At 51.3% G+C, this 25,235-nt stretch carries 18 protein-coding genes and 2 pseudogenes; 14 read left to right on the forward strand and 6 right to left on the reverse strand.

Annotation, left to right across the window (positions count from 1 at the left end; translation table 11 throughout):
- Positions 1–16: 16 nt before the first annotated feature.
- Entirely contained in the window at positions 17–1,495 is a 1,479-nt protein-coding gene (locus tag FMM01_RS09745; protein ID WP_150392383.1) for a sucrose-6-phosphate hydrolase, read from the forward strand.
- 7 nt (positions 1,496–1,502) lie between these two features.
- Positions 1,503–2,492 carry a LacI family DNA-binding transcriptional regulator gene (locus tag FMM01_RS09750; RefSeq protein ID WP_419555029.1) on the forward strand — a complete coding sequence of 330 codons (990 nt, stop codon included), beginning with the start codon at positions 1,503–1,505 and terminating at the stop codon, positions 2,490–2,492.
- A gap of 53 nt (positions 2,493–2,545) precedes the next feature.
- Here the strand turns inward: FMM01_RS09750 and FMM01_RS09755 are convergent, their stop codons facing one another.
- A complete protein-coding gene (locus tag FMM01_RS09755; protein ID WP_027827607.1) occupies positions 2,546–3,154 on the reverse strand; it encodes a recombinase family protein in 609 nt (202 codons plus the stop codon).
- A 351-nt stretch (positions 3,155–3,505) separates the two neighbouring features.
- On the opposite strand from FMM01_RS09755, the gene FMM01_RS09760 reads away from it, so the two are divergent.
- The 4 genes and pseudogenes from FMM01_RS09760 to FMM01_RS09770 all read left to right on the forward strand — a co-directional run bounded on the left by FMM01_RS09760 (position 3,506) and on the right by FMM01_RS09770 (position 8,226).
- Positions 3,506–4,564 carry an IS30 family transposase gene (locus FMM01_RS09760; RefSeq protein ID WP_150391459.1) on the forward strand — a complete coding sequence of 353 codons (1,059 nt, stop codon included), beginning with the start codon at positions 3,506–3,508 and terminating at the stop codon, positions 4,562–4,564.
- 358 nt (positions 4,565–4,922) lie between these two features.
- On the forward strand, positions 4,923–5,141 hold the full coding sequence (locus tag FMM01_RS16795) for a KxYKxGKxW signal peptide domain-containing protein (RefSeq protein WP_190973332.1): 219 nt from the start codon (positions 4,923–4,925) through the stop codon (positions 5,139–5,141).
- Positions 5,142–5,199: 58 nt separating this feature from the next.
- Positions 5,200–5,517 (forward strand): annotated as a pseudogene (locus FMM01_RS16800) (leucine-rich repeat domain-containing protein); the annotation flags it as partial.
- A gap of 381 nt (positions 5,518–5,898) precedes the next feature.
- A complete protein-coding gene (locus FMM01_RS09770) occupies positions 5,899–8,226 on the forward strand; it encodes a bacterial Ig-like domain-containing protein (protein WP_223850060.1) in 2,328 nt (775 codons plus the stop codon).
- A 98-nt stretch (positions 8,227–8,324) separates the two neighbouring features.
- On the opposite strand, the gene FMM01_RS09775 is transcribed toward FMM01_RS09770, so the two are convergent.
- Both FMM01_RS09775 and FMM01_RS09780 read right to left on the reverse strand, forming a co-directional pair.
- Positions 8,325–9,269 carry a 2-dehydropantoate 2-reductase gene (locus FMM01_RS09775; protein ID WP_150392388.1) on the reverse strand — a complete coding sequence of 315 codons (945 nt, stop codon included), beginning with the start codon at positions 9,267–9,269 and terminating at the stop codon, positions 8,325–8,327.
- The gene (locus FMM01_RS09780) at positions 9,266–10,471 is read right to left on the reverse strand and encodes an L-lactate MFS transporter (RefSeq protein ID WP_223849918.1); all 1,206 of its coding nucleotides are present in this window, start codon (positions 10,469–10,471) and stop codon (positions 9,266–9,268) included. The genes FMM01_RS09775 and FMM01_RS09780 overlap by 4 nt, the downstream gene beginning before the upstream one ends.
- A 150-nt stretch (positions 10,472–10,621) precedes the next feature.
- Between FMM01_RS09780 and FMM01_RS09785 the strand changes: the two genes are divergently transcribed.
- The 4 genes from FMM01_RS09785 to FMM01_RS09800 all read left to right on the forward strand — a co-directional run bounded on the left by FMM01_RS09785 (position 10,622) and on the right by FMM01_RS09800 (position 14,446).
- Positions 10,622–11,488, forward strand: coding sequence for a LysR family transcriptional regulator (locus tag FMM01_RS09785; RefSeq protein ID WP_150392389.1), 867 nt, complete (start codon positions 10,622–10,624; stop codon positions 11,486–11,488).
- Positions 11,489–11,601: 113 nt separating this feature from the next.
- Positions 11,602–12,618, forward strand: a complete 1,017-nt coding sequence (locus FMM01_RS09790; RefSeq protein WP_027829475.1) for a tagatose 1,6-diphosphate aldolase — start codon at positions 11,602–11,604, stop codon at positions 12,616–12,618.
- 127 nt (positions 12,619–12,745) lie between these two features.
- On the forward strand, positions 12,746–13,501 hold the full coding sequence (locus FMM01_RS09795; RefSeq protein ID WP_150392390.1) for a MerR family transcriptional regulator: 756 nt from the start codon (positions 12,746–12,748) through the stop codon (positions 13,499–13,501).
- A 54-nt stretch (positions 13,502–13,555) separates the two neighbouring features.
- Complete coding sequence (locus FMM01_RS09800; RefSeq protein ID WP_223849919.1) at positions 13,556–14,446, forward strand: aldo/keto reductase; 891 nt, start codon at positions 13,556–13,558, stop codon at positions 14,444–14,446.
- A 31-nt stretch (positions 14,447–14,477) separates the two neighbouring features.
- On the opposite strand, the gene FMM01_RS09805 is transcribed toward FMM01_RS09800, so the two are convergent.
- Positions 14,478–15,182, reverse strand: a complete 705-nt coding sequence (locus tag FMM01_RS09805; RefSeq protein WP_150392391.1) for a DeoR family transcriptional regulator — start codon at positions 15,180–15,182, stop codon at positions 14,478–14,480.
- Between the two features lie 109 nt (positions 15,183–15,291).
- Between FMM01_RS09805 and FMM01_RS09810 the strand changes: the two genes are divergently transcribed.
- The 4 genes and pseudogenes from FMM01_RS09810 (at position 15,292) to FMM01_RS09825 (ending at position 21,749) form a co-directional block, all read left to right on the forward strand.
- Positions 15,292–16,677 carry a glycoside hydrolase family 1 protein gene (locus FMM01_RS09810; protein ID WP_150392392.1) on the forward strand — a complete coding sequence of 462 codons (1,386 nt, stop codon included), beginning with the start codon at positions 15,292–15,294 and terminating at the stop codon, positions 16,675–16,677.
- Positions 16,670–18,006 (forward strand): annotated as a pseudogene (locus tag FMM01_RS09815) (PTS transporter subunit EIIC). Before FMM01_RS09810 ends, FMM01_RS09815 begins: the two are co-directional and overlap by 8 nt.
- Before the next feature lie 468 nt (positions 18,007–18,474).
- Positions 18,475–19,776, forward strand: a complete 1,302-nt coding sequence (locus FMM01_RS09820; protein ID WP_150392393.1) for a PTS sugar transporter subunit IIC — start codon at positions 18,475–18,477, stop codon at positions 19,774–19,776.
- Positions 19,776–21,749 carry an alpha-amylase family protein gene (locus FMM01_RS09825; RefSeq protein ID WP_150392394.1) on the forward strand — a complete coding sequence of 658 codons (1,974 nt, stop codon included), beginning with the start codon at positions 19,776–19,778 and terminating at the stop codon, positions 21,747–21,749. The genes FMM01_RS09820 and FMM01_RS09825 overlap by 1 nt, the downstream gene beginning before the upstream one ends.
- 75 nt (positions 21,750–21,824) lie before the next feature.
- Here FMM01_RS09825 and FMM01_RS09830 read toward each other — a convergent pair whose 3' ends face one another.
- Positions 21,825–23,318, reverse strand: a complete 1,494-nt coding sequence (locus FMM01_RS09830; RefSeq protein ID WP_150392395.1) for a rhamnulokinase — start codon at positions 23,316–23,318, stop codon at positions 21,825–21,827.
- 26 nt (positions 23,319–23,344) lie between these two features.
- Positions 23,345–25,132: an L-fucose isomerase gene (locus tag FMM01_RS09835; protein WP_150392396.1), complete on the reverse strand. Its 1,788-nt coding sequence runs from the start codon at positions 25,130–25,132 to the stop codon at positions 23,345–23,347.
- Positions 25,133–25,235: the final 103 nt, after the last annotated feature.

The raw sequence follows: 25,235 nt of genomic DNA on the forward strand, positions 1-25,235 counted from the left end.
CGAAAGGAGTGCTCATATGATTGACGAATGGACCACTGAATTACGCTATCGGCCCTATAGAGACTGGCCGGCCAAATACTTGGTTAATCTCCGCAACCAGGTACAGGCGTCGCCTTGGCGTCTGCACTACCACATCCAGCCAACCACCGGCCTCCTCAACGATCCCAACGGCTTCAGCTTCTTCAACGGCCGCTGGCAGCTCTTCTATCAAGCCTATCCTTTTGGTCCAGTACACGGTCTGAAATCATGGGTCCGGATGAGCAGCACCGACCTCATCCATTGGCACAACGACGGCGAAGCCCTCATTCCAGATACGCCCTACGATGCCCAGGGGGCCTTCTCCGGCTCTGCTTTACCGATGGACGATAAGCTCTTCCTGATGTACACCGGCAACGTCCGCGACCACGAATGGCACCGCCATTCGTATCAAGTCGGCGCTTGGCTGGATACAGCGGGCAAGGTCACCAAATTGCCTGAACCGTTGATCAGCACCCCGCCGACCGGATTCACCAATGAATTCCGCGACCCGCAGATCACCCGGACAACCGCTGGCGGCTATCGTGTTCTGATTGGCGGCCAATCTGATCAAAAACAGGGTTTTCCATTGATTTATGAAGGCCCGAGTATTGATACGCTGCGCTTCAAGGGTATCCTCCATACCGGCTGGGATGCCGGTTATGGCTTCATGGTGGAATGTCCCAACTTAGTGAGTGTTGACGGTCACCAAGCGTTCATCTTCTGTCCCCAAGGTCTCAACCAGGGAATCGCTGCCTATCAAAACATCTTCCCGAACATGGTCATCACCGCGGACGATGTGAACTGGGACACCCGGACACTGATCAATCCAACCACGCCCGTCAATCTCGATGAAGGTTTCGACGTCTATGCCTCCCAGGCATTTGTCGCACCAGACGTCCGCGCGCTGCTGAACAGCTGGATTGGTCTGCCGGGCGCGGACGCACCAGACACCCAAGACGGCTGGGCTAATTGCTTGAGTCTCGTCAAGGAGCTTCACTACCGCGACGGCCAACTCTATCAATATCCCGTGGCCGAAACCAAGAGCCTGCGCGGCGAGGCCCGGCCGCTGACGATTGCCGGCAATGACGAGACCTTCATCGGCACCGGCGACCACTATGAGCTGGCCTTGCATTCAAATAGCCAAGTGCCGGTGACGCTGACTATTGCTGGCGTGAAGATCACCATTGACCAGACCAGCGGTACCGTCATCGTTGACCGCAGTCAAGCCGGTGTCTCGTTTGCTGAGAAATACGGCACGACTCGCCGCCTCTCTCTCCCCGCCGGTCAGCCTGTCATGCTGAACGCATTCGTCGATACCTCCGTGATGGAGTTATACTTTAACCACGGTCAGAAAGTCTGCACGGTCCGGTTCTTCCCGAAGACTCCGGCAGACCTGCTGCGAATCGAAACATCAGCGCCCAACGCGGTGCACGCGACGCTGTATCCGCTGACGGCACTGAATATCAACAACAACTAGGAGTGGGATTATGGCAACGCTGAACGATGTGGCCAAGGTGGCAGGAGTTTCTCCCACCACCGTGTCCCGCGTGATCAATAACTATGGTGCGTTAAGCGAGAAAACAAAGACCAAGGTCTTCGCCGCCATGCGCGAGCTCAACTATGCGCCAAACAACCTGGCCCGCTCGCTTTCCGGTAAGAAAACCCAGCTTGTCGGCCTGATTTTTCCTTCCGTGAGCAACCCCTTCTTCGGCGAACTGGTGGCAACGCTAGAGAACTCTCTCTTCGCCGCCGGCTACAAGACGATCCTCTGCAATTCGGCCAACAACGCCGACAAGGAACGGGCCTACCTGCGCATGCTGGCCGCCAACCAAGTTGACGGCATCATCACCAGCACCCACAACTTAGGGATTACTGAGTATCAAAAAATTGCGCTGCCCATCGTCGCCTTCGACCGTAATCTGGCACCAACGATTCCCATTGTCAGCAGTGATAACTACCAGGGGGGCCGTATCGCCAGCGAAGCACTGATTGCCCAGGGCTGCCGCCACGTCGTCATGCTAGTCAGCTCTGCCGGTACCAGCGAACCGACCAATGCCCGGCAGCAAGCCTACGCCGATGTTATGGCCCAACACGGTTTAACACCCACAGTCACACCGCTAGGTTTCAACACCGTCGCCAGTGTGAAACGGATAACGATTCGCACTATGCTGCAGAATCAACCCATTGACGGCATCTTCTGCAGCGACGACCTCACCGCACTGCTGGTCCTGGAAGAAGCGGCTAAACTCGGTATTGACGTGCCCACTCAGTTGAAAGTAATCGGTTATGATGGCACACAGTTCATGCGGGACTACCATCCAGAACTGGCCACCATTCAACAGCCCTTCACCGGCCTCGGGCAGTTGCTCATTGCCACTTTGACAGCCTGCATCAACGACCAACCGCCTGAGCACCTTGCTCCCTTGCCGGTACAACTCCGCCCCGGCCAAACACTAAACGCCGATTGGGCATAAGAATAGCGCATTGCTTGAGAACTTTCCCGAGCAATGCGCTATTTGTCTGCACTTTACTTCTTTTCGAGCCGATGTTTAATATTGTAAACGGTCTGCCGAGCAACACCAGTGCGGTGCATGATCTCACTCACCCCGACCCGCGGCGTCGCCTGCAGCAGCGAAACAATCTGATGGTAAATCTCCCGCTTCTTTGGATCCGGCGCGGTATCCGAATACTCCAGCTGCTTACCGCGATAGCGTCCCGCCGCCTGAGCAGAAATGATGCCCTTACGTTGCTGTTCGCGCCGCCGCTTGCGTTCCATCTTTTGCGCATAGCGCAGTGACTCTAACACCGTCGCCGTGAGAATACGCTGCATCTTCAACGTTGTGTTCTGTTGAAATGTCCTAAGATCCAAGACATCCAACACAGCATTCTTTTGATAAATTTGATCAATAAGTTCAATAAGCTGAGTATTGCTTGCGCTTAATGCTGCCAGCGACGGAATGACCACTACATCATCTGCCTGCAAACTGTCCAGCATCTCGTGTAATTGATTGCCAATCGTACCAGGGACAGCGGTCTCTTCTAAAAAGAGCCTATCAACGCCGGTTGCTGTCAGTGTCACAATCTGCTGTCGAAAATCACAATCAGCAGGATCCCCTTGAGTAAAGCCAATCCGCATGCAAAAATCCTCATTTCCTGTGTCTATTAGATGCCTGCCATTATTATACATTATTTTATAGAAAAAGGCGAACATAATGATTTGGTATCACTGTGCAATATCAGCTTCGCCGGATTCGTCTAATTAGGATATATCTAACAAAGATTTGTAAGTTGGTGGATGATTGAAAACATGTGTTACTGAATATCTACTCTATGGTAATAATGGTGCCATGTCAAGGAATTAAACTGCCGGATTTAAAATTGAAGTGCAACACCGATTGAGTTAGACCAATCGACCGGGTTGATTTAACAAAATAGGCCATGAAGACCTATCCTTGAAGCGACTAAACTACCAAGAAAGGTGACCTTCATGACCCACAATCAGTCTAACAGTCTCGGCTCGTACACTCAACTCACAGAGGGCGAGCGCGGAATAATTGATGCGCTTTGGCACTCCCATGAATATTCCATTCGCGATATTGCACACATCATCCATCATTCCCCTAGTACGGTAAGCCGTGAGCTTAAGCGCGGCCGAGTCCAGCAACGGGATTCGAATTATCATTACTACAAGGATTACTTCTTTGATGCTGCCCAACGACAACACGAAGAACGACAGACCCATTCCCACGCCAAGAGCATGTTGGAGAAGTGTACCTACTTCTTTAACTGGCTGACCGCTCAGATCAAGAAGCATGCGTATCGTGAACAAAGTATTGATGGGTACGTGCATCAGTTCCAGCAACTCTGGCCTAATCGTTCGTGCCCCTCAACGCCGACCGTGTATCGCTACATTGATGCCGGACTGTTGTCAGTGACCAACATGGATCTGCCTGAGAAGTTGCGGCGTCGCGAGAAAAGGCCAGGCCGTAGTCATGCGCGTAAGAATAAACGCATCGCTGGAACGTCCATCGACAAGCGGCCCAAACAAATCAATAACCGCTGGTTTGTTGGTGACTGGGAAGGCGACCTGGTGAAGGGGAAGCGTTCTGCCGACCAACCAGCATTACTCACCCTGACAGAACGTGTCACACGTTATGAGCTGATCTACAAGATCCCAAACTATCACGCCCGGACTTGCTTAGAGGCCATGCAATACGTTCTGAACACACATGATCCTTATCTATTCCACTCCATCACCTTCGACAACGGTTCTGAGTTCGCCCTCTTGGACCAACTCAGAGGAACAAAGATCTACTACTGCCATCCCTATACACCCAGTGAACGTGGCAGTAACGAGAATGCCAACGGCTTGATTCGAGAATTCATTCCAAAGGGTCAATCACTATGGGAAGTCTCTAAGGAGAAGATTCGTAAGAGCCAAGATGTCTTAAACCACCGGTTAAGGAAGTGCCTTGGATACCGCAGCGCAATCGCGGCGCTCCAGGCCTCCCCCCTGGGCCTGGAGGAATCCCTGCCCACTACCTAAACCAATTCACATGGATGAGTCTTCACTGTTGCACTTAATTTGACAATTCGGGAAGGAATTAAACTCGTCCCGGCGAAAATAAATTTCTCCCCCGGTAAGGAGAATATGGTATACTGCAAGTGCCTAACAGTGGCATATCCATGTTAGGCAAAAAGCGAGTTGGCGTGCCTATTATTCAGGCATTCTTGTTTGGACTCTGCTACATTGGCTTGCCTCGCAAATTATCCCTTTCCTCCTAAGGAATTGAGAGATTGAGTTGTACACAAGTTGCCAAACAATTGTGCAGTAGGGTGCGCCAACTTTTCTTTGTATTTTAGACACGTTTGTCACTTAAAAGAACAAGGAGATGTTTGTTTCCATGCATTTACACAGGGTGCCACACGATCAGAAAGTGCACTTCAAGCTGCTAAAATCAGGCAAATTATGGTTAACAGTCGCAATTACAGGAATCACCTTTGGTACTGTCCTGCTGACTAATGTCACAGTGTCAGCCGCAGCAACAAATCCAGCCGCCGTTGCAATGTCCGTCGATTCGTGGATGCCCGATAAAAAACCTGCAAAAAGCAGTCAGCTCTGAGTTGCGAAGCGAGAAAATCATTACTGGTTCAGCTTTTACCCAAGCTGATTTGGCTAAGATGACCAAACTGTCGATCAACTACAATCAGCCCAGCAATTTGTCTGGGCTTGAGTATGCATCAAATCTGTCAATCTTAAGCGTTGCCAACTCTCGTACTAATAATGGCATTTCGGACCTATCCCCCCTGGCAAATTTGACTCAGTTGCAACAGCTGGATCTGGATAACAATAATATTACAGACGTAAGTCCCTTGGCCAAATTAACTAGTTTACAGGAGCTGCATCTCAACTCTAATAAAATCAGTGATATTTCTGTTCTGAGCGGTCTTCACAATCTGACGAATCTTGAAGTGGGTTATAACAGCATTACCGATCTCACTCCGCTTAGCGGATTGCATCTTCTCAGCAAGCTCACTATTTCTGGTAACGCCGCCTTGTCAAATTTGAATTCGCTTGCCTCGCTCACGAATCTGGAATCGTTGCGTGCAGCGTACCTTCCGGCACTCACTGACATCACCGGAATCAAAAATGCGGTAAAGCTATCCAATCTAGAACTGGAGAATGACAATCTGACCGATGTGGCTGCGCTGCAGAACATCAGCAGCTTGACTACAGTTAAATTAGACTCCAATCACATTAGTGATTTATCTCCTCTATCCAAATCATTTCAAGGGAGCATTGTGAAACCAAATAATCTGTCGGCTATAAACCAAACGGTAGCTATCGGCTCCCAACCGATTGATTATGAGGGGGAAAAAGTGCCTGTTGTCGATAACTCTTGGTCTGTTCAAAATTCCGATTTCACATATCGCTTCATTGGCACCACAACTCTGCCCAACCAGCAATCCATTTCTGCCGATGATTTCACTATGCGTGTCGGGGATCCAACACCCACTGTTGACGATTTTAAGGCTTCCGCAACGGATAAGGACGGCAACGCAATCAAGGTTTCCGTGGATCTCTCCAAAGCTGATTTATCGACCCCAGGCACTTATGACGTTGTCCTGACTGCTGCCGATGGTCAGACCAAGACCGTTAAGCTCACAGTCTTAGCCAATCAACAGTCGCTTAACGGGAGTGATTTCACCGCCTACGTCGGCGATCCCAAACCTACTGTTGCTGATTTCAAGGCCAGTGCAACGGATAAAGATGGGAAAGCAGTCGATGTGACTGCTGACCTCTCCAAAGTCGACATGCAAAAAGCGGGCACCTATGATGTTGTCCTGACTGCTGCCGATGGTCAGACCAAGACCGTTAAGCTCACGGTCTTAGCCAATCAACAGTCGCTTAACGGGAGTGATGTCACCGCCTACGTCGGCGATCCCAAACCTACTGTTGCTGATTTCAAGGCCAGTGCAACGGATAAAGATGGGAAAGCAGTCGATGTGACTGCTGACCTCTCCAAAGTCGACATGCAAAAAGCGGGCACCTATGATGTTGTCCTGACTGCTGCCGATGGTCAGACCAAGACCGTTGAGCTCACAGTCTTAGCCAATCAACAGTCGTTTGCCGGGAGTGATGTCACCGCCTACGTCGGCGATCCCAAACCTGCTCTCGCTGATTTCAAGGCCAGTGCAACGGGTAAAGACGGGAAAGCCGTCGATGTGACTGCTGACCTCTCCAAAGTTAATATGCAAAAAGCGGGCACCTATGATGTTGTCCTGACTGCTGCCGATGGTCAGACCAAGACCGTTGAGCTCACAGTCTTAGCCAATCAACAGTCGTTTGCCGGGAGTAATGTCACTGCCTACGTCGGCGATCCCAAACCTACTCTCGCTGATTTCAAGGCCAGTGCAACGGATAAAGATGGGAAAGCAGTCGATGTGACTGCCAATCTCTCCAGCGTTGACATGCAAAAAGCAGGTACTTATAAGATTATCTTGACCGCCGCCGATGGTCGGACCAAGACTGTTGAGCTCACGATCTTAGCCAATCAACAGTCGCTTAACGGGAGTGATGTCACCGCCTACGTCGGCGATCCCAAACCTACTCTCGCTGATTTCAAGGCCAGTGCGACGGGTAAAGACGGGAAAGCCGTCACTGTGACTGCTGACCTCTCCAACGTTGACATGCAAAAAGCGGGCACCTATGATGTTATCCTGACTGCTGCCGATGGTCGGACCAAGACCGTTGAGCTCACGATTTTAGCCAATCAACAGTCGCTTAACGGGAGTGATGTCACCGCCTACGTCGGCGATCCCAAACCTACTCTCGCTGATTTCAAGGCCAGTGCAACGGGTAAAGACGGGAAAGCCGTCACTGTGACTGCTGACCTCTCCAGCGTTGACATGCAAAAAGCAGGTACTTATAAGATTACCTTGACTGCCGCCGATGGTCAGACCAAGACCGTTAAGCTCACGGTGCTTAACGTCTTGCCAATTATTTATCCAGCGCCGGAATTTACTTTCACCAAGGAGTTCGTCAAGGACCCAACCATCAACTTGGGGACTACCTTTGATCCAATTACAGGTATCTATGCTTGGACCGACAGCACGCACAGTACGCCGATTCCAAGCGTAGACTGGCAAATTTCCGGCAACGTGAATACGAACCGAGCAGGTGCCTATACGATTAACTACACGATCACGAACGCGTATGGGCGGACGGCTACACTAACTCGTACAATTACGGTGGCCGTCAATGGCCCCACCGAAAGTAAGACAAGCGGAGTCGTTTATGTTATCAATAATGCGGGAGCGGTGCTGTATTCTGATTCAGCCACCAGTATCTCTCTAGGCCGAACACTCATTATTGCAACGGCTTGGAAATATTATGGTATTGTGAAAGACGCTAATGGCAGAATTATCGCCTACAACTTGGGCGGTAAGCAGTATGTCAAAGCAAGCGACGTGTCGACGTCCCCCTTTGCTGATCGCGGCATCTTCACTGTACGTTATCCCAAAAATGCTAACTGGTCGGTTGCAGTATACGATTCTCATCTGAATGTATTGAAGCTTATCCCTGCCCGCTCCTCTTGGTTGACTTATGGTACGCAAACATTGGCAGATGGTCGGACATACTTCAATCTTGGCGGCAATCAGTGGGTTAGAACTGATTATGGCTACTGGCGGGCTCAAACAAATTAACCTTTACTCCACCCACCATTGAACTGGCATTACCTGTCTCAAACGAAGAGCGGCCTGACATCGATTTAAACTGATGTCAGGCCGCTCTTTGTATTGTACTACGCAGGAATCCTCACCGATTGCTTCGACAGCACTTCCTTCCCATGGATCAACTGCGTCAACAGGCGATTCACCGGGGTCGGGATATTTGACGCCGCGCCCTTAGCAGCAATGAAGCCGTTAAGAAAATCAATCTCCGTCGGCCGCCCCTTCGCCAGGTCCTGGTACATCGACGGATAGTGGGCACTGTTGCCTCCTGGCGCAAACTGGGCCAGAATCAATTGGCGGGCCGCATCTAGATCAAAGTCAACGTGCTCATGATGAGCAACTACGGCAAATTCGTTCAAAACACCGTCGATCAGTGTTTCATGATTCGGCAGGCGGCCAAATTCGCCAACGTTGCAATCAAGCAGTGCCGTATAAGTGTTCAAGACACAGTTCAAGGCGGCCTTCTTCCAGATCGCGGCCAAGACGTCATCCGACGCAATGGGATTGAGTCCAGCTTGATGGAAGGCCGTCAAAACTGCTTGGAAAAAGTCATCGCTTTGACCGGCTAATGGTTGCAGGGTCACATTGCCCGCACCGGTCAATGTGATCTCGCCCGGGCCGTCTAATTCAGATGACCACACCGTGACTCCGGCAATAATTTGGCGCCCCGGGACGAATTTCTCCACCTGCTCAATGTTGCCGATTCCATTGGCCAGCACCATCACGTGGGTCGTACGAGTAATGATGGACCGTAACGATTCCAGCATTGGGGCGATGCCCATCGCTTTCGTAAACAGGATAATCAGGTCGAAGCTTCCGTGGACATCCTGAGGCAGGGCTGCTGGGATCCAATGAGGCGTCACTGCGTTGCCCACGTGGACCTGCAATCCCCGATCATTAATGGCTTGGACATGGTCAGCCCAGGGATCAATGAACATGACCTGGTTGTTCGTCGTCGCCAGCATCGTCCCAAACCGGCCGCCCATGGCGCCCGCACCTGCAATTGCAATTTTCAATGTGCTTCCGCTCCTTTTGCTTGATTAATGGCCCGCTGGCCCATCCGCTGCATCACTTGAATCATGACCACGCCGCCAACCAGTAAGAAGATGGCCAGCATGAACACGGGGCTATAAGAACCGCCGGCCCCGATCGCCGACGTGACATAGGGCGAAATCACCGACCCCAGGCCGAAGCCGGCGTACATGAAGCCGTAGTTCATCCCTTGATTGCGCATTCCAAAATTTTGACTAGTCAGACTCGGGAAGATGGTCAGTACCCCGGCATAGACAAAGCCGATCCCCACAGCGCCAATGTAGAACGCCGCCGCACCGCTGCCTAACGTAAGCAGCACCATCAAGGCGGCCATGCTCAGGTAAACCACAGTCAGCGTCCGGTAGTTGCCCAATCGATCGGCTACAGCACCCCAAACGACCCGACCGATCGAGTTAAAGATAGACACCAAGCTGACCACCAGAGCGCCGGAAGCCAAGCCGAATTGTTCTGTCCCGATTTGAACAGAAGCTGAATTAATGACCACGCCTGCAAAACAGCCCACAGCGAGAATAATAAACAATATCCAAAACCGTGCCGTTTGCAGCATACCGCGCCAATCTTGATCCATGGGTGAGGCTGGAATTCCGCCGCTGCCCTTAGCTGGCGCTGAGCGGATGAAAAATTGGGTGACGAACAGCACGCCCAAATACACAATACCCAGCCACAGCAGTGAATTCGTGATCGACATTTGTGCCAAGAAGAACTTAGCCAGCTCCGTACACAACAGGGTGCCGACACCGACACCAGCCAGCACGATTCCTGACGCCAAGGCTTTGCGATCCGGGAAGAACTTCATCACATTATTCAAATTCCCCGTGAAGGCGAGGCCGGAACCAAATCCAGCCAGCAAGCCGTACGTCAGCAGCAGCATTGGCAGGGTGTGGACAAAACCGGATAGGATAAAGCCCAGGGAAAACAGAATGCCGCCAATAATAATGGCCGCCTTCCCGTGCCCCTGATCGATCATCTTGCCACCGATAATCATCGGTATCGGAATGATCCCCATATTCAGGGAAAAAGCCAGCGCCAACAAGGCCGGATCCCAATGGAACTCAGCCATTAATGGCCCCTTGAAAAAGCTGAAGGCATATACGCCGCCCAGCACGAAGTTGATCACGACGTGCGCGGCTAGCATGACCCAGCGGTTTAACGGACGGTTAAACATACAACAAACGCTCCTTTACATAACTCTTGTCTACGATTGATTGCTTTTTACTTCACATTGAGTATATTAAGTCGTGCACCCGTGAACAATATGCCGTATACTTGGTAACCAATAAGTAACGATTATCAATTAGAAAGAGGGCCGTCTTTCATGTGGACACTCACCCAGCTGCGCTATTTCAACATTTTGACCCAGACCCTTAATTATCGTGAAGCCGCCGAACGGCTGGATATCAGTGAACCCGCCCTGAGTATGCAGATTCGCAAGTTAGAAAGTGTCCTGGGTACCAAACTGTTCCATCGCCAAGGCCGGGCCATTGCCTTAACCACCGCTGGACGGCAATTCACCTTCCATGCGATTCAAATCCTCCAAGCCGTTGATGATGCCAATCGCTCGGTCACGGCCCGCACGCCCCGGCAGACGCTGCGTCTTGGGGCCTCCGGCAATCACCTTTTCTCGCCCATCATCGGCCGAATCGCCGATGCCTGTCCCCAACTCACCATTCAAATGAGCGAGTTGACCACCACGGATATCATTGACCAGGTGAAAAATCATACCTTGGATGCCGGGATTGCCTTTCTGCCCGTGGATGATCCGGCCATCAGCAGCCACTACCTCTTCAGCGATCGTCTCATGGCCATCACTGCGCCGGATAACAACGCCTTGCAAAAGGCCACCCTCGCTAACTTAAGCCGCGTACCCTTGGCCGTCCTGGCCGACCGGTTCTATGTCCGGCGTATTCTGGACGATGCCTTCCAAGCCCAATCGCTGGTTCCTCATTACCAGCTCGCCCTAGGCAGTTACCACAGTATCGCCACTGTCGTACAACACAGCCACGCCGTGGGATTAGTATCCGCTGCTTTTCTGCGCAGCCAAGATCCGCATCGCTGGCGCATTCTACCCTTGGCCGACACCCTGACCCCACTGCCCATGGGCTTTATTTATCCCCGCGGGACTGCCTTAGACCCGGTATTACAGCAAACATACCAGGCGGTGGCGGCTTTTCACCATGACTAAAGTGTGCATTCCCGGGTATATCGGGGGTAATATGTGACGTCAGCGCCAACCTGTTCTATAATAGAGGCGGTTTGGGAAAACAAACGCAATTACAATAGGAGGCCATTCTATTCATGAGTGTCAAATTGAATGCATCACAGTTGGAACACTTGAAGAAGCTGTCTAACGACAGCAATGTCATTTCTGCCTTGGCCATTGACCAACGGGGTTCGATCAAGAAGATGATCGCGGAAGCCGGCAACAAGCCCGCTAACGAAACCGAGATCGTGGACTTCAAGAAGGCCGTTTCTGCCGAATTGACCAAGTACGCCAGTGCCATTCTGCTCGACCCTGAATATGGCTTGCCGGCCACTAAGGTCCGTGACCCGCAGTCCGGTCTGCTGCTTTCTTACGAGAAGACCGGCTACGATGCCACTGAACCCGGCCGCTTCCCTGATTTGATCGACAACCAATCGGCCCTGCGGATCAAGAACGAGGGCGGGGACGCCGTCAAGTTCCTGCTTTACTATGATCCAGACGAACCCGACAGCATCAACGATCGCAAGTATGCCTTTGTTGAGCGGGTCGGTGCTGAAGCCAAGGAAAACGGCCTGCCGCTGTTCTTGGAGCTGGTTACTTACGATGGTAAGAACGAGAACGCCAGCGCCGCTGACTTTGCCAAGGTTAAGCCGCACAAAGTCATCGCTGCCACTAAGGAATTCAGCAAGCCGCAATACAACGTATCCGTTTTGAAGCTGGAAGTTCCGGTTAACCAGAAGTTCGTCGAAGGCTTCACTGACGAAGGCGTCAAGCCGGTTTACAGCAAGGCAGAAGCCGCTAAGTACTACAAGGAAGAGAGCGAAGCCACTGACTTACCGTTCATCTTCTTGTCCGCTGGGGTATCCAACGAGCTGTTCTTAAAGGAACTGCAATTCGCCAAGGACGCTGGGTCCACCTTCAATGGTGTCCTTTGCGGCCGGGCAACTTGGAAGCCAGGGATCAAGCCGTTCGCTGCTGAGGGCGAAGCGGCTGGCCGCAAGTGGTTGGAGACTGAGGGACGCGCTAACATTGAGCGTCTGAACAAGGTCTTGGCCACAACGGCGACTCCTTGGACTGACAAGGTTGAGGAAGAGAATACTGTTAACGCCTAATCAACTTTAGACTCCTTAACGACGAAGAGACATGCCGAATTTTTTCGGGCATGTCTCTTTTTTTGTTTGACCTTACCGCTGCGTCAACCTATACACTATACTGTGAGCAACAAGAAAGGATGATCCCATGGTCTACACAATTCAACAACTAGCCGCCTTAGCCGGTATCAGTACCCGTACACTGCGTTACTATGATAGCATCGGCTTGTTAAGCGCTCAGCGGAATCCAGACAATGACTATCGGGAATATACCGAAGCACAAGTCGACCGGTTGCAACGCATCCTGTTTCTCCGCCTTTTCGGTATGCCATTAACTACCATACGTCAGATTCTTGATGCCCCGCCAGCAATTCAGCAGACCGCCCTACAGTCTCAACGAACCCGAATTGTTCAAGAACGAGATCGTCTCAATCGCTTGCTTATCAACCTAGATCAAACACTCAGTCAAGGAGGTCCCACGATGACAGATGAAGAAAAATTCGCTGCTTTCAAGGAGAAACAGATTACGGATAACGATGCTCAATTTGGCCCCGAAATTCGCGAAAAGTATGGTGAAGACCAAGTGACGGCCGCAAACAATCAGTATGCCGGGTTAACTGCCGCCGATTATGCTGCCATGCAACGTACTGAAGCAAAAATGTTGACGCTGCTGAAACAAGTCGCTGCAAGCGGCACAATCAACTCCGCCGCTGCCCACCAAGTATTTGCTTTGCACAAGGAGTGGCTGCATTATACTTGGCCGACTTATTCTGCCAAGGCTCATCAAGGCTTGGCACAAATGTATCTCGCCGATTCCCGCTTTCACCAGTACTATACGGCTAAAACTGGCACTGCCAACGCAGCCGCTGTACTGGCCGAGATCATCACCAAGTACGCGCGTTGACTTTGCGCCATTTTTACCGATACAATCAAGTCAATCACAAAGGAGACGATTGGATTGGGTAAAATCAAAGCACAGTCATTAACCGACACGTACACATTGAACAACGGCGTCCATATTCCCGTCATTGGCTTCGGTACCTGGCAGGCTAAGCCAGATGACGCTTACACCGCCGTGAAGGCCGCGCTGGCTATCGGCTACCGGCATATCGACACGGCTGCCGTTTATGGTAACGAAGAGGCCGTAGGCAAAGCCATTAAGGATTCGGGTGTCCCCCGCCAGGACATCTTTGTCACCACCAAGCTATGGAACGAACAGCGCTTGAATTACGATGATGTCCTGCACGCCCAGTTTGATTCACTGCAACGGTTAGGGCTGGACTACATCGACCTGTACTTAGTCCACTGCGCTGAAATTGCCAACCACCATCAGGAATGGCAAAAGCTCAACGCTACTACCTGGCGGGCGATGGAGTATCTTTACACCCACGGGGCTGCTCGAGCCATCGGCGTGTCTAACTATATGGTGCGCCACTTGAAAGAATTGGCAAAAACCCAGGAAGTCGTCCCGGCGGTGAATCAAAACTACTTGAACCCTTTTGACCGTCAAGAGGAACTGGTCGCCTATGATACGACCAACAACATTCTGAACGAGGCGTATTCGCCCCTGGTTACCGGTGAGCTGTTGAATAACGAGATCGTCACCGCGATTGCAAAAAAACATAACCGCTCCGCCGCCCAAATCCTGATCCGCTGGAGCTTGGAAGAAGGCTTCCTGCCGTTGCCCAAGTCGATTCATCCGGACTATATCGCCGCCAATGCACAAGTCTTTGACTTCGAATTAGATGCTGACAATCATGAGCAGATTGCGACGCTGCAGGGCAAAGGTCCGATGAATGACGATCCGCGGACTGTGGACTTTACGAACTTTATTCCGTGGGAAGATTAGTCCAGAGAAATGTGAGCCGCAATCTTGCGGCTCATTTTTTATTCCCTGCTTGCAGAATGTGCCGGATGCGCTCCCGCTTGACACTCATAAAGGTACTTTCTTTGCCCAACGCATTATCCGCCAGAAAGACATAGTTTGTAGCGGCATACTCAATCATTGTGCGGTCCACCAAGGATTGCGGCAGCGTTTCTGTCGTCAACAAGCGCTCCGTCAGACCAGTGGCAAAAATTAATGCACTGTCTGCCGGATGCGCCTTAATGGTTTGAATAGCCGTGGCTCCGGAAAAGAAGCGTAAGTGATTAATGATATTCAGCTCACCGCCAGTCATGATAATTTTAGCCGGTCGGTACAAGAAGTCCGCACGGGTGAGTAATTGATTCGTGACGATCGTTACCGGTCTGTTGCTGAGACGCAAAATTGCAGACTCCGTCATCGGGCTGGCATTGATCAACACGACTTGCTGATCCTGCACTGCCGCGGCTAGGGCATCCAGATATTGCCGCTGCCGTAAAGAGGCAATTGCACTTGCTGACTGAACATCACCGATCCAAACCACCGTGCCATAATCATGGATGATCAGCTTCTTTTTCTCAAATAACGCCAAATCCCGCAGAATTGTCATTCTGGACACTTGCAGCAAAGCGGCCAATTCCGTAATAGAAATCCTTTTTCGGTCCATTAATAATTCAAATTCCCGTTGTTGCCGGGCAAGTACTTGACTCGCTGTGGCTTTCATTCGGCGACTCCTTTCCCAACCAGCACATTACCACCGGCTTATGTTCACTCCTGATAATTCCAGAGTAAAGTATCCTAGAATGAATGTAAACGCTAGCAGGAGGAGAAAAATGGCAAATTCAACTTTCTTATGGGGCGCATCCCTTTCCGCCCACCAAACCGAAGGGGCCTATCAAGAAGATGGCAAGTCTTTGTCAGTTCAAGACACGCGGGCGCGGAAGAATCATGACATCGCTGATTTTACTGTCGCCGTTGATCACTACCACCATTATCGGGAAGATATTGCCCTCTTGGCGAAAATGGGGATCAACGCCTTACGGATCTCGATTCCTTGGACGCGCATCATCCCCGCCGGGACTGGCCCAGTCAACGATCGTGGCATTGCCCACTACAATGCCGTCATTGATACCATGCTGGCCCACCATATTGAACCCATCATCACAACATACCACTTCGACTTGCCGGATAATCTGCAACAAGCCGGCGGCTGGAATAATCGTGCCACCATATCTGCTTATGAAGCCTATGTCCGTGTCCTATTTTCCCACTTTGGCGACCGCGTGAAGAAATGGCTGACAATCAACGAGCCCAACATCATGCTTCTGGCTGATGAAAAGATCGTCGGCTTTCACTATACGCACCAGGAACGCTATCAGGCATTTTACAATCTGATGGTGGCTGAAAAATCAGCCATTCAAGCCTGTCACGAAATTATTCCAGATGGTCAAATTGGGCCAGTACCCAACATCTCTTATGTTTATCCAGCCACTGCAAAACCTGAGGACATCCGCGCGGCTATGTATTTCAATGCTGTGCGCAACTGGGCCTACCTGGACTTCTCAGTTAAGGGTATCATTAACCCTATTCTGCACGATTATTTGCATAAAACCGGTGTCGAATTGGCTATTCTGCCAGAGGACCACGCGCTCGTCACCCAAAACTTTCCTGATTTCTTAGGGATTAATTATTATACCAGTGCGACTGTAGAGTTCCCCCAAAAAGGGCAGGACCGGCTGGCCGGTATTTCTGACCAGCAATCAGAAGATGTCTATGAACCGAATTTCTATAAGGGCGTAACAAACCCCTACCTGGCCAAGAATCAGTTCAATTGGACGATTGATCCTTTGGGTTTGGAAACCACTCTGGAAATGATCAACGATCGCTATGCACTGCCTATTTTTGTCACTGAGAATGGTCTGGGTGCCTACGACGAATTGACCAGTGACCACCAAATTCATGACACCTACCGCATCGACTACTTGGCACAGCACATTCGCAGTATCCAACGAGCCCAGGCGGCTGGTGTGCCGGTTCAGGGCTATCTGCCTTGGTCGGCCATCGACTTGATCAGTGTCCACGAAGGAATTCGCAAACGTTACGGTTTTATTTACGTTGAACGGGACGAACAGGATTTGAAGACTTTGGCCCGTTATCCCAAGGACAGCTATTATTGGTATCGTAATCTCATTACCCAAGGAGGACTTCAAGATGAATAAGTTCTTTGCGTTTCTGGAAAAACGGCTGCTGCCCCCGCTGAATAAAGTGGCCAGTACAAAGCTGGTGCGCGGCATCATGAATGCCAGTTTGGCAGCCGTACCCTTCACCATCGTTGCCTCCATCTTCCTTATCCTGAACAATTTGCCTCAGATTTTGCCGTTTGCGGCAGATTTTCTCACCAACACGGTGCTGCGCTTCAGCGGCTTCTACATGCTGGGCAACACAATGGCATTAGGGTCCATTGCCCTCTACTATTCACTGGCCGTCGGCTATTATTATATCGAAGAATATCGTCTGGCCGGCGAAAAATCGCTCAACTCCTTTACTGGTGCGATTCTCTCCCTCTTCGCTTTCTTGATGACGATTCCGTCTATCGTTTGGTCCAACGGGATGGCCAAAGGAATTGCGGTAACTGTCAAAGACGGCACAGGAACAGTCAATGGCCTAGCACTAGCCAATGGCTGGATCACCCGATTTGGCGGTATCGGCATCTTTATTGCCATTGTCACAGGCGTCATCGCCGTGCAAATCTACCGTTTCTGTGTATTGCACAACGTAACCATCAAAATGCCTGATGGTGTCCCAGAAGGTGTAAGCCGATCCTTCGCTTCCTTAGTTCCAGCCATCTTTGTCGCTTTTGTCATGATCGTGATCACCATGATCCTGGGTTTCATGGGTACGGACCTGCACGCCCTGTTATCCGCTCCCTTTGGCTTCGTTAAAAATCTCACCGGCTCCTGGCTGGGGATGATCATCATCCTGCTGCTGATTCATCTGCTCTGGATCGTCGGTGTCCATGGGACGGCGATTATCAAAAATAGTTTTGTTAATCCAATTTTATTAGTAGCTTTAACCGAAAACATCGCTGGTCAGAAAAATATCTTTGCGGGCGACTTCATCAATATGTGGGTATTCATTGGCGGCGCTGGCGGTACACTCGGGCTGGTACTGCTCATGAACTTCGCGGCTAAGTCCAAGCAGCTGAAGGTTTTAGGCCGCACCGCCCTGCTCCCGGGTATCTTTAACATCAACGAGCCTGTCATCTTTGGCGCACCAATTGTCTATACCCCTATCTGATCATTCCCTTCATTGTTAATCCGCTGGTGCTTGCGACGACGGCTTATGTCGCCATCAAGCTGGGCTGGGTCGGCGTCGTCAATTCGGCGATTGCTTGGATTCTTCCAGTCGGTTTCGGTGCTTGGCTAGGTACGAGCGGCAGTCTTGCGGCAGTGGTTTTAGCCCTAGTGAATTTAGGCCTCTCGGTCATTATCTACTATCCGTTCTTTAAACTCTATGACCAGAAACTAGTTGGGGAAGAAAAGGATTAGGTCAACACCCATCAACTCTTCAAATGGGTCTCGAAAAACTTTCGAGGCCTTTTCTTATACACTCATTCACAATATCGTTATACTCAATAATAGTGTTTGTTCCATACGGCCCGCTGTTGGCCGAATATGCCCAATAATTTGTTAGCCTTACCCTACGTACTGCTCATAACCAACTTCCAGACATTGGCAGTTGTACTGACCGGAATCGGTGATTGATGGCGAATTCTGGGCGATTATGAACTCTTTAAAGGCGTTTCGGGTGGTGATACGTCACATTTTCTAAAGCGCTTCCATGTTCATTAAAATTCTAGTACGCTAAAGATGTCCTGAGTCGTCCTGCTCCCATTTGAATCATTTTTTTCAATAAACTTACGTGCCCATCAGGGATGCATGGACTGGTGAAGGACAAATCACCAAAAGAATTCAAGAACAGCCACCACAAATTCTACAAAGAAAGCAGGGAATCCTATGGGGTCCGAAAAATTATCACTCAACGACCGCGTCCTCAAGATTGCGGCTAAGATTCAAGAAAATTCATATATCAAAGCTGTTTCAATGGGTTTGGCATCATTAATGCCGATCATTATTATCGGGTCGCTATTAACGATCGTAACGACCATTGCGGCTAAGATCAGCGCGCCTGGTTACCAGCAATTCCTGACTAATAGCGGTATCAAACCGCTGCTCAAATATCCCAATTTAGTCACCTTGGGGCTGCTGTCGATCTATGCCGCCTTCGCCATTGCCTACAATCTGGCGCAGTCAAAAGAACAGGATGGTTACATGGCCGGCTTGCTGTCAATCATGGCTTACATGGTGGTCCAGCCATTCGGCACACTCAAGGGAGAGGACATCCTGCCCGTTCATTTACTCGGTGCTGAAGGTATTTTCACGGCAATCATTGTGGCATTAATCGTTCCCGGCATTATGAAGTTCTTTAAAGATCACAATTTGTACGTCAAGATGCCGGTGGGCGTTCCCGAAATGATTACCCGCAGTTTTGCAGCTTTGACCACCGGTGGCGCCGTATTGCTGCTTTTCTTCGCAGTAAAGATCATTTTTGCCCAGACCAGCGTGGCGACGTTACCCGCTTTAATCACTTTACTGATTCAAACGCCACTCAAATCGTTGGGCAGCAGCTGGATTGCCTTGGTGGTCATCATGTTGATCGTCAACTTCCTGTGGTTCTTCGGCGTTCATGGCCATTTGGTGGCCTTGAGTGTCATGCTGCCGGTTTACTTGCAAATGGATGTGGAAAACCTGAATGCATACCAGGCCGGCGCGGCGCTGCCTAACATTATCGGCTATTCTTACATTTACGTTTATGCCTCTGGGGCGTGTGTTCTCTTTGGTTTAGTCTTTTGGTTATTAAAAGCCCGCTCCGAACGCTACCGGACATTAGGAAAATTGGCTGTGGTCCCGATGCTCTTTGGTATTGGCGAGCCGTTGGCTTTTGGGGTACCTTACGTGTTGAACTTCACCCTGTTTATCCCGGTGGTCTTCACCGCCAGTATTAACGTTATTCTGGCTTACGTCGCGACGGCGATCAATCTTTTGCCGCGCTTCAACGGCGTCAATATTTCCGGTATGCCAGTGGTCCTGAACGGCCTCTTGGTTGGCGGCTGGCGTGTCGTGGTGTTCCAGGTATTGCTTTGCCTGCTCAACATTGCGATTTGGGCGCCGTTTGTTAAACGACTTGATAAAACTGAGTATGCCCAAGAAGTGGCCAATGCCAAAGCGGCTGAAACAACGGAAGGACAAGGTGCTTAATGGCCGAGTTAGCGTATCGCCAAATTCATCTTGATTTTCACACACCGGAACTCGGCAGCCCCATCGCTGCAGAGTTTGACCCTAAAGAATTCACCGCCACTTTGCTGGCAGCTGGTGTTGACTCAATCACACTGTTTGCGAAAGATCACCATGGCTACGCGTTTTATGATACGCAAGCGGCTAATCATCATCCTGATCTGCATCGCAATCTCTTATCCGAGCAAGTTGACGCCGCTCACGCGGCCGGAATTAAGGCACCGATCTATCTATCCGTGGGCTTCGACGAATTCATCGGCAATCAGCATCCCGAGTGGTTTCAGCGCAACCAAAACGGTGAAATCCTGCAGGGTTTGACTACGACGATCAAGCCATTGGAGGCTGGTTTCAAACGATTATGTCTCAATTCGCCTTATGTTGATTATCTCAAGCAGCAAATACTCGAAGTCATGGACTATTTTCAGGGACGTCTGGACGGTTTATTCTTCGATATTATTCGTCAATCGCCCTGTTATTGCCATACCTGTATGGCTAAAATGACGGCCGCCGGGATCGATGCCACTGATTCTGAACAGGTCCGCCGCTATGTTAACGCGGTCACGATTCACTTCCAACATGACCTATCCGCGTTTATTCGAGCCCAGGTACCCGACTGTCCAATTGTCTATAATGCCGGGTCAATCAATCCCGCCATTCGAGAAACGCTTGCGGACAACTCCCATTTAGAAATTGAGGCGCTGGCCAGCAGTCAATGGGGCTACGGCTATTTCCCCGCCACCGTTCGTTATGCCAAGAATCTGGGTATGGATTACTTGGGCATGACGTCGAAATTCCACTTTGGCTGGGCCGATTTCGGCAGCTATAAGAATCCTGCCGCGCTGGACTATGAAGTGTTTCTGACTCTCGCCCACGGCGGCAAGGTATCCATCGGTGACCAGATGTACCCGAATGGGCGTCTGCAAGCTCACACGTATGGGTTGATTGGCAATGTCTTCAACCAGATCAAACCGCTTGAACCGTATTTGACCGATACCCGTTCACTAGCAGATATCGCGATTGTTTACCCAGATAGCCAACCCGGTGTGAAGATTCCTGCGCCTTTGGCCGGTGCGGTAGCGATGTTGAATGAAGCCCATCAAAGCTTTGATGTAGTTGATTCAGAGATGGACTGGTCCCATTATCGATTGGTCGTTTTACCAGATGAAGTATCGGTCACCGCCGCGCTGGTGGCTAAAGTCAATACATTTACGGCTGCCGGCGGTAAAGTGCTCACTTCATTCCATGCCGGGTTTGCCAATGGTCAGTTTGCATTCGACCAGTTTCCAGTCCAATTTATCAAAAACAGTCCCTACAAAACGAATTACTGGGTACGCAATGGGGAGGACTTCGAACAGGTATTGTATTATCGCGGCGGGATGTACACCGCGCTGCAGTCCGGCGCTGCCTCGTTGGCCCGCATCTATGAGCCCTGGTTCAACCGGACCTACCAGCATTTCTACAGTCATATGCAAGCCCCGTTCCACACGCCCACTGACTATCCCGCGATTGCGCAGAATAAGGCATTCGTCTTCTTCGCCCACCCAATCTTTACGCTATACAACACCACGGCGACGTATAATTATAAGGCAGCCGTGATGGACGCCATCCAGCAATTGCTTGATCACGACCCGCTGATCCAAACTAACTTGCCCAGTACTGCCGATGTGGTGCTCAATGAGCAGCCAACTGCCCAACGGTATGTACTGCATCTGCTGCATTATGTTCAGCAGCGCCGCAGCAAGTATACCGATATCATTGAAGAGGCCTTGCCCCTCGTGGACATTGACTTTTCTTTAAAACTCCCGAAGACCATTCGGCGAATCGAACGGGTCAGTGATCATCAAGAAATCCCGTTTACCATCCAAGAGGGCCGCGTACACTTCACCATTCCGCGGCATCAGGGCCATGATATTTACGCATTAGAAACGATCAATTAGCGCCCAGTTTCAAATCAAACAGAAAGGGTTCCAGAGCCGAATCGCGCTCTGGAACCCTTTCTTGCTGAACTCAGATTACCGTTGATGACTGGCAATCGCACTCTTGTACAATCGATAGGCCGTGTCGACTTCCTTCTCTGCGATCGGCAGACACTGCTTGGCATCGCTCAACGCGGTCACAATTTCCTGTACTTCATCATCAGTGGCCATATTCTGCACCTGGAGCTGGGCAACGAGATTGCCTGTGGCACTCCCCTCGATTGGGCCAGTGATCACCGGCAGCCCCGTGACATCCGCCGTCAATTGCACCAGTACGCGGTTTTGAATACCGCCCCCGAACATGGCGATTTGTTCCACCCGCACGCCAGCAGCTTCTTCTATTTTTTCCAAGGTATCCCGATAACTATACGCGATGCTTTCTAACACCAGGCGAATCAGTTCACCCCGGGTCTTAGGCAATGGTTGAAGCGTGCTGATGAGGTAGTCGTGGATTTTTTCACTCATCCCACCTGGTTGAGCGAAGACGTCGGCGCCGGTATCAATATACGCGTGAATGCTAGTGGCATGATCTGCTTCGCTGGTCATGCGCTCAAAGCTGATGCTGTCCCCCTTCAGGGACCATTCCCGCTGGAGTTCCTGGATGATCCAGAGGCCGGTCAGGTTCTTCAGCAGCAGGTTGCTGCCGTCAAAAGCCCCTTCATTGGTCAGCCCATTAGCAAAGGCCGTATCGTTGGTGATCGGTGCTTTGGTGGGAATCCCCATGATCGACCAGGTGCCGCTGCTGAGGAAAGCCGTGGGTTTGTCTGGGTGACGCATGAGCGGTACCGCCAACAATCCGGCTGCCGTATCATGCCCCGGACCCATCACCACTTGCAAGGGACTCGTGAGCCCCATTTCTTCTCGAATCGCAGGTAAAATTGGTCCCAGGACTCGGCCGCCGACCACCGGTTTGCCGAACCAAGGGGTGGGAATCCCCAACTTCGTCATCAGCGGTATATCCCATTGCCACTTTTCTGCATTCAGCAGGCCTGTCGTGGAGGCAATCGTATACTCTGTCTCCGCGATGCCGCTGAACAGATAGTTCATGAAGTCCGGCATCAGCAGAACCTGGGCGACTAACCCGCTATACTCCGGGTAGCGGCGCAAATCACTGAAGAGCTGGAGATTGGAATTGATCTGCTGGGGATAGACCCCGGTGGTCTGAAACAGCTGAGCCGCGGGCATGAGCTGCCCAAAAGCGCTGAGGTCAACGGTCGTACGCTGATCGCGGTAGCTGTGGGGCGCAGCCACCACTTCGCCGTAGCGCGACAGCAGCCCGTAATCGACCCCCCAGGTATCCACGCTGAAGCTGGCCAGCGCCCCCACTTCGTTCTCCGCCATGTTCAAGCCGTACTTGATGTCTTGGAACAGCTTCATGTAGTCCCAATATAAGCCGCCGGCAATGTGCACCGGCCGATTGCCAAAGCGGAAGATTTCTTTGATTTCCGGGCCATTCTTGGTGAATTCGCCCGAGACAATGCGGCCGGAACTGGCCCCTAGATCCACCGCAATCAGATTGATGTCGCGCATTGCCCTGTCCCCCTTGTTAATTACCTTTAATGATAGAGCGGGCCGAAGTTCTGGCACGCCCGGAAATCAGCTCCTTCTGCCTCTTCCGTGCCAAAGTTGCTCCAGGCCCGAGGACGGAAGATGTCCTCTTCAGCGACATTATGCATATAAACTGGGATCCGCAACGCTGATGCCAGGGTGATCAGATCAGCGCCAATATGGCCGTAAGAAATAGCCCCGTGGTTGGCGCCCCAATTGTCCATCACACCATACACACTCTTGAAGGCACCGTGACCCGTCAGTGTTGGTACAAAAATGGTGGACGGCCAGCCTGGATCAGTCCGCTGATTGATCACAGAGAAAACTTTCTCCGGCAAATCAACGATGTACCCTTCGGCCAATTGCAGCGTTGGACCGACGCCCTTGACGAGATTCAACCGGGTCATCGTTGCCGGCATGCCGTTGGCGCCGCCGCGGCTGACATAATTACTGGAGAAACCGCCGCCCCGGAAGTAACCAATATTAGCCGGGATCCAGCGCGTGTTCTGCAATGCCGCATCCGCTTCAGCCTGGGTCACATCCCAAAACGGTTTGATTGCCGGTTGGCCGTTAATTTCTTCGTAACCAGCACCATCCAGCGATTGCGCACCGGAATTACTCAGATGCAGGAAACCATTAGCCGCCTTGCCAGTCAGAGTCTCACCAGTGACCCGTTTAACGGCCTCTGGGCTCCAATAGGTGCGCACATCGGCAAAAATCTGCGGCGTATTCGTCAGCAGATAATTGAACAGCATGGACACCGCGTTCAAGCTATCATTCTCCGTCGCGAACACATTGGGCGCGTGAATGCCATTCCAGTCAAATTGACTATTGAGCAGGGATTCCATGTAGTCGCCGTTCGGGAAATGGTCGGTCCACTGGCGCTGACCCTGGAAGCCGGCCGCGATCGCATAATGACCTTTGCTCTCTTCACCAAAGCCTTCCTCAGCCAGTTTCTCATTACCATCCATCAGATCTCGGGCAATCAGGACCATCTTGATACTGGTCTGGAACTGCTCAGCCTTTTGGGCATCCGAGAACTTGTTCGGATCATCAGCATTGTAAATATCCGGCCCAACCGGCGTATGCTCTTGCGCCCAGGCCCACGCTTTATCGAATTCTGCATGGTCATAGATACCTTCATCAATGCGCCGCGTGATTTCGGACATATCTACATATTCATTGCGCATCCCCAGATAATCTTGGAAGAAATCCGGATTCACTGTTGACCCGGCAATGCCCATGGCCACGCTGCCAATGGACAAATAGGCCTTGTTGCGCATGGTGCCGATGGCCAACGCTGTTTTGGCGAAACGAATCAGTTTCTTCGTCACATCAGCGGGAATTTGGTCGGCGTCGCTATCCTGCACATCTTCGCCATAGATACCGAAAGCCGGAATTCCCTTCTGAGCATGGGCAGCCAGCACGGCGGCCAAATAAACTGCCCCCGGCCGTTCAGTCCCATTGAAACCCCAAATGGCGTGGGGCAGGTCCCGGGACATATCCATCGTTTCGCTGCCGTAGCACCAGCACGGGGTGACTGTGATCGTGCCGCAGATATTGGCCTTGTCGAACTTCGTCTTCGCCGCTGCGGCTTCCCGCACGCCGCCGATCGTGCTGTCCGCGATTACCGTTTCGACAGGCGTACCATCGGGATACCGCAACTGCTCATGGATCAGCGCGGCCACTTGGTGGGCCATCGCCATGGTTTGATCTTCCAATGACTCGCGGATACCCCGCTCCCGGCCATCAATCGTCGGGCGAATACCAATTTTTGGATACTCAACTTGCAACATGCTGATAATTCCTCCTTATATTTTCAACCAGTTTACTAGTTACAGTGTAACCCCTTACATTTAGGCAGAAAAGAAACCGGCGCCCACTTGGTAATCCGTCACA

It is taken from the genome of Schleiferilactobacillus harbinensis (assembly GCF_008694105.1).
Classification (GTDB): Bacteria; Bacillota; Bacilli; order Lactobacillales; family Lactobacillaceae; genus Schleiferilactobacillus; species Schleiferilactobacillus harbinensis.

Coding starts and splice junctions, on each gene's coding strand:
- FMM01_RS09835 (WP_150392396.1), bottom strand. CDS start 25,132: ATGTTGCAAGTTGAGTATCCAAAAATTGGTATTCGCCCGACGATTGAT.
- FMM01_RS09785 (WP_150392389.1), top strand. CDS start 10,622: ATGTGGACACTCACCCAGCTGCGCTATTTCAACATTTTGACCCAGACC.
- FMM01_RS09760 (WP_150391459.1), top strand. CDS start 3,506: ATGACCCACAATCAGTCTAACAGTCTCGGCTCGTACACTCAACTCACA.
- FMM01_RS09795 (WP_150392390.1), top strand. CDS start 12,746: ATGGTCTACACAATTCAACAACTAGCCGCCTTAGCCGGTATCAGTACC.
- FMM01_RS16795 (WP_190973332.1), top strand. CDS start 4,923: ATGCATTTACACAGGGTGCCACACGATCAGAAAGTGCACTTCAAGCTG.
- FMM01_RS09755 (WP_027827607.1), bottom strand. CDS start 3,154: ATGCGGATTGGCTTTACTCAAGGGGATCCTGCTGATTGTGATTTTCGA.
- FMM01_RS09820 (WP_150392393.1), top strand. CDS start 18,475: ATGGGGTCCGAAAAATTATCACTCAACGACCGCGTCCTCAAGATTGCG.
- FMM01_RS09805 (WP_150392391.1), bottom strand. CDS start 15,182: ATGAAAGCCACAGCGAGTCAAGTACTTGCCCGGCAACAACGGGAATTT.
- FMM01_RS09830 (WP_150392395.1), bottom strand. CDS start 23,318: ATGCGCGACATCAATCTGATTGCGGTGGATCTAGGGGCCAGTTCCGGC.
- FMM01_RS09790 (WP_027829475.1), top strand. CDS start 11,602: ATGAGTGTCAAATTGAATGCATCACAGTTGGAACACTTGAAGAAGCTG.
- FMM01_RS09745 (WP_150392383.1), top strand. CDS start 17: ATGATTGACGAATGGACCACTGAATTACGCTATCGGCCCTATAGAGAC.
- FMM01_RS09825 (WP_150392394.1), top strand. CDS start 19,776: ATGGCCGAGTTAGCGTATCGCCAAATTCATCTTGATTTTCACACACCG.
- FMM01_RS09780 (WP_223849918.1), bottom strand. CDS start 10,471: ATGTTTAACCGTCCGTTAAACCGCTGGGTCATGCTAGCCGCGCACGTC.
- FMM01_RS09810 (WP_150392392.1), top strand. CDS start 15,292: ATGGCAAATTCAACTTTCTTATGGGGCGCATCCCTTTCCGCCCACCAA.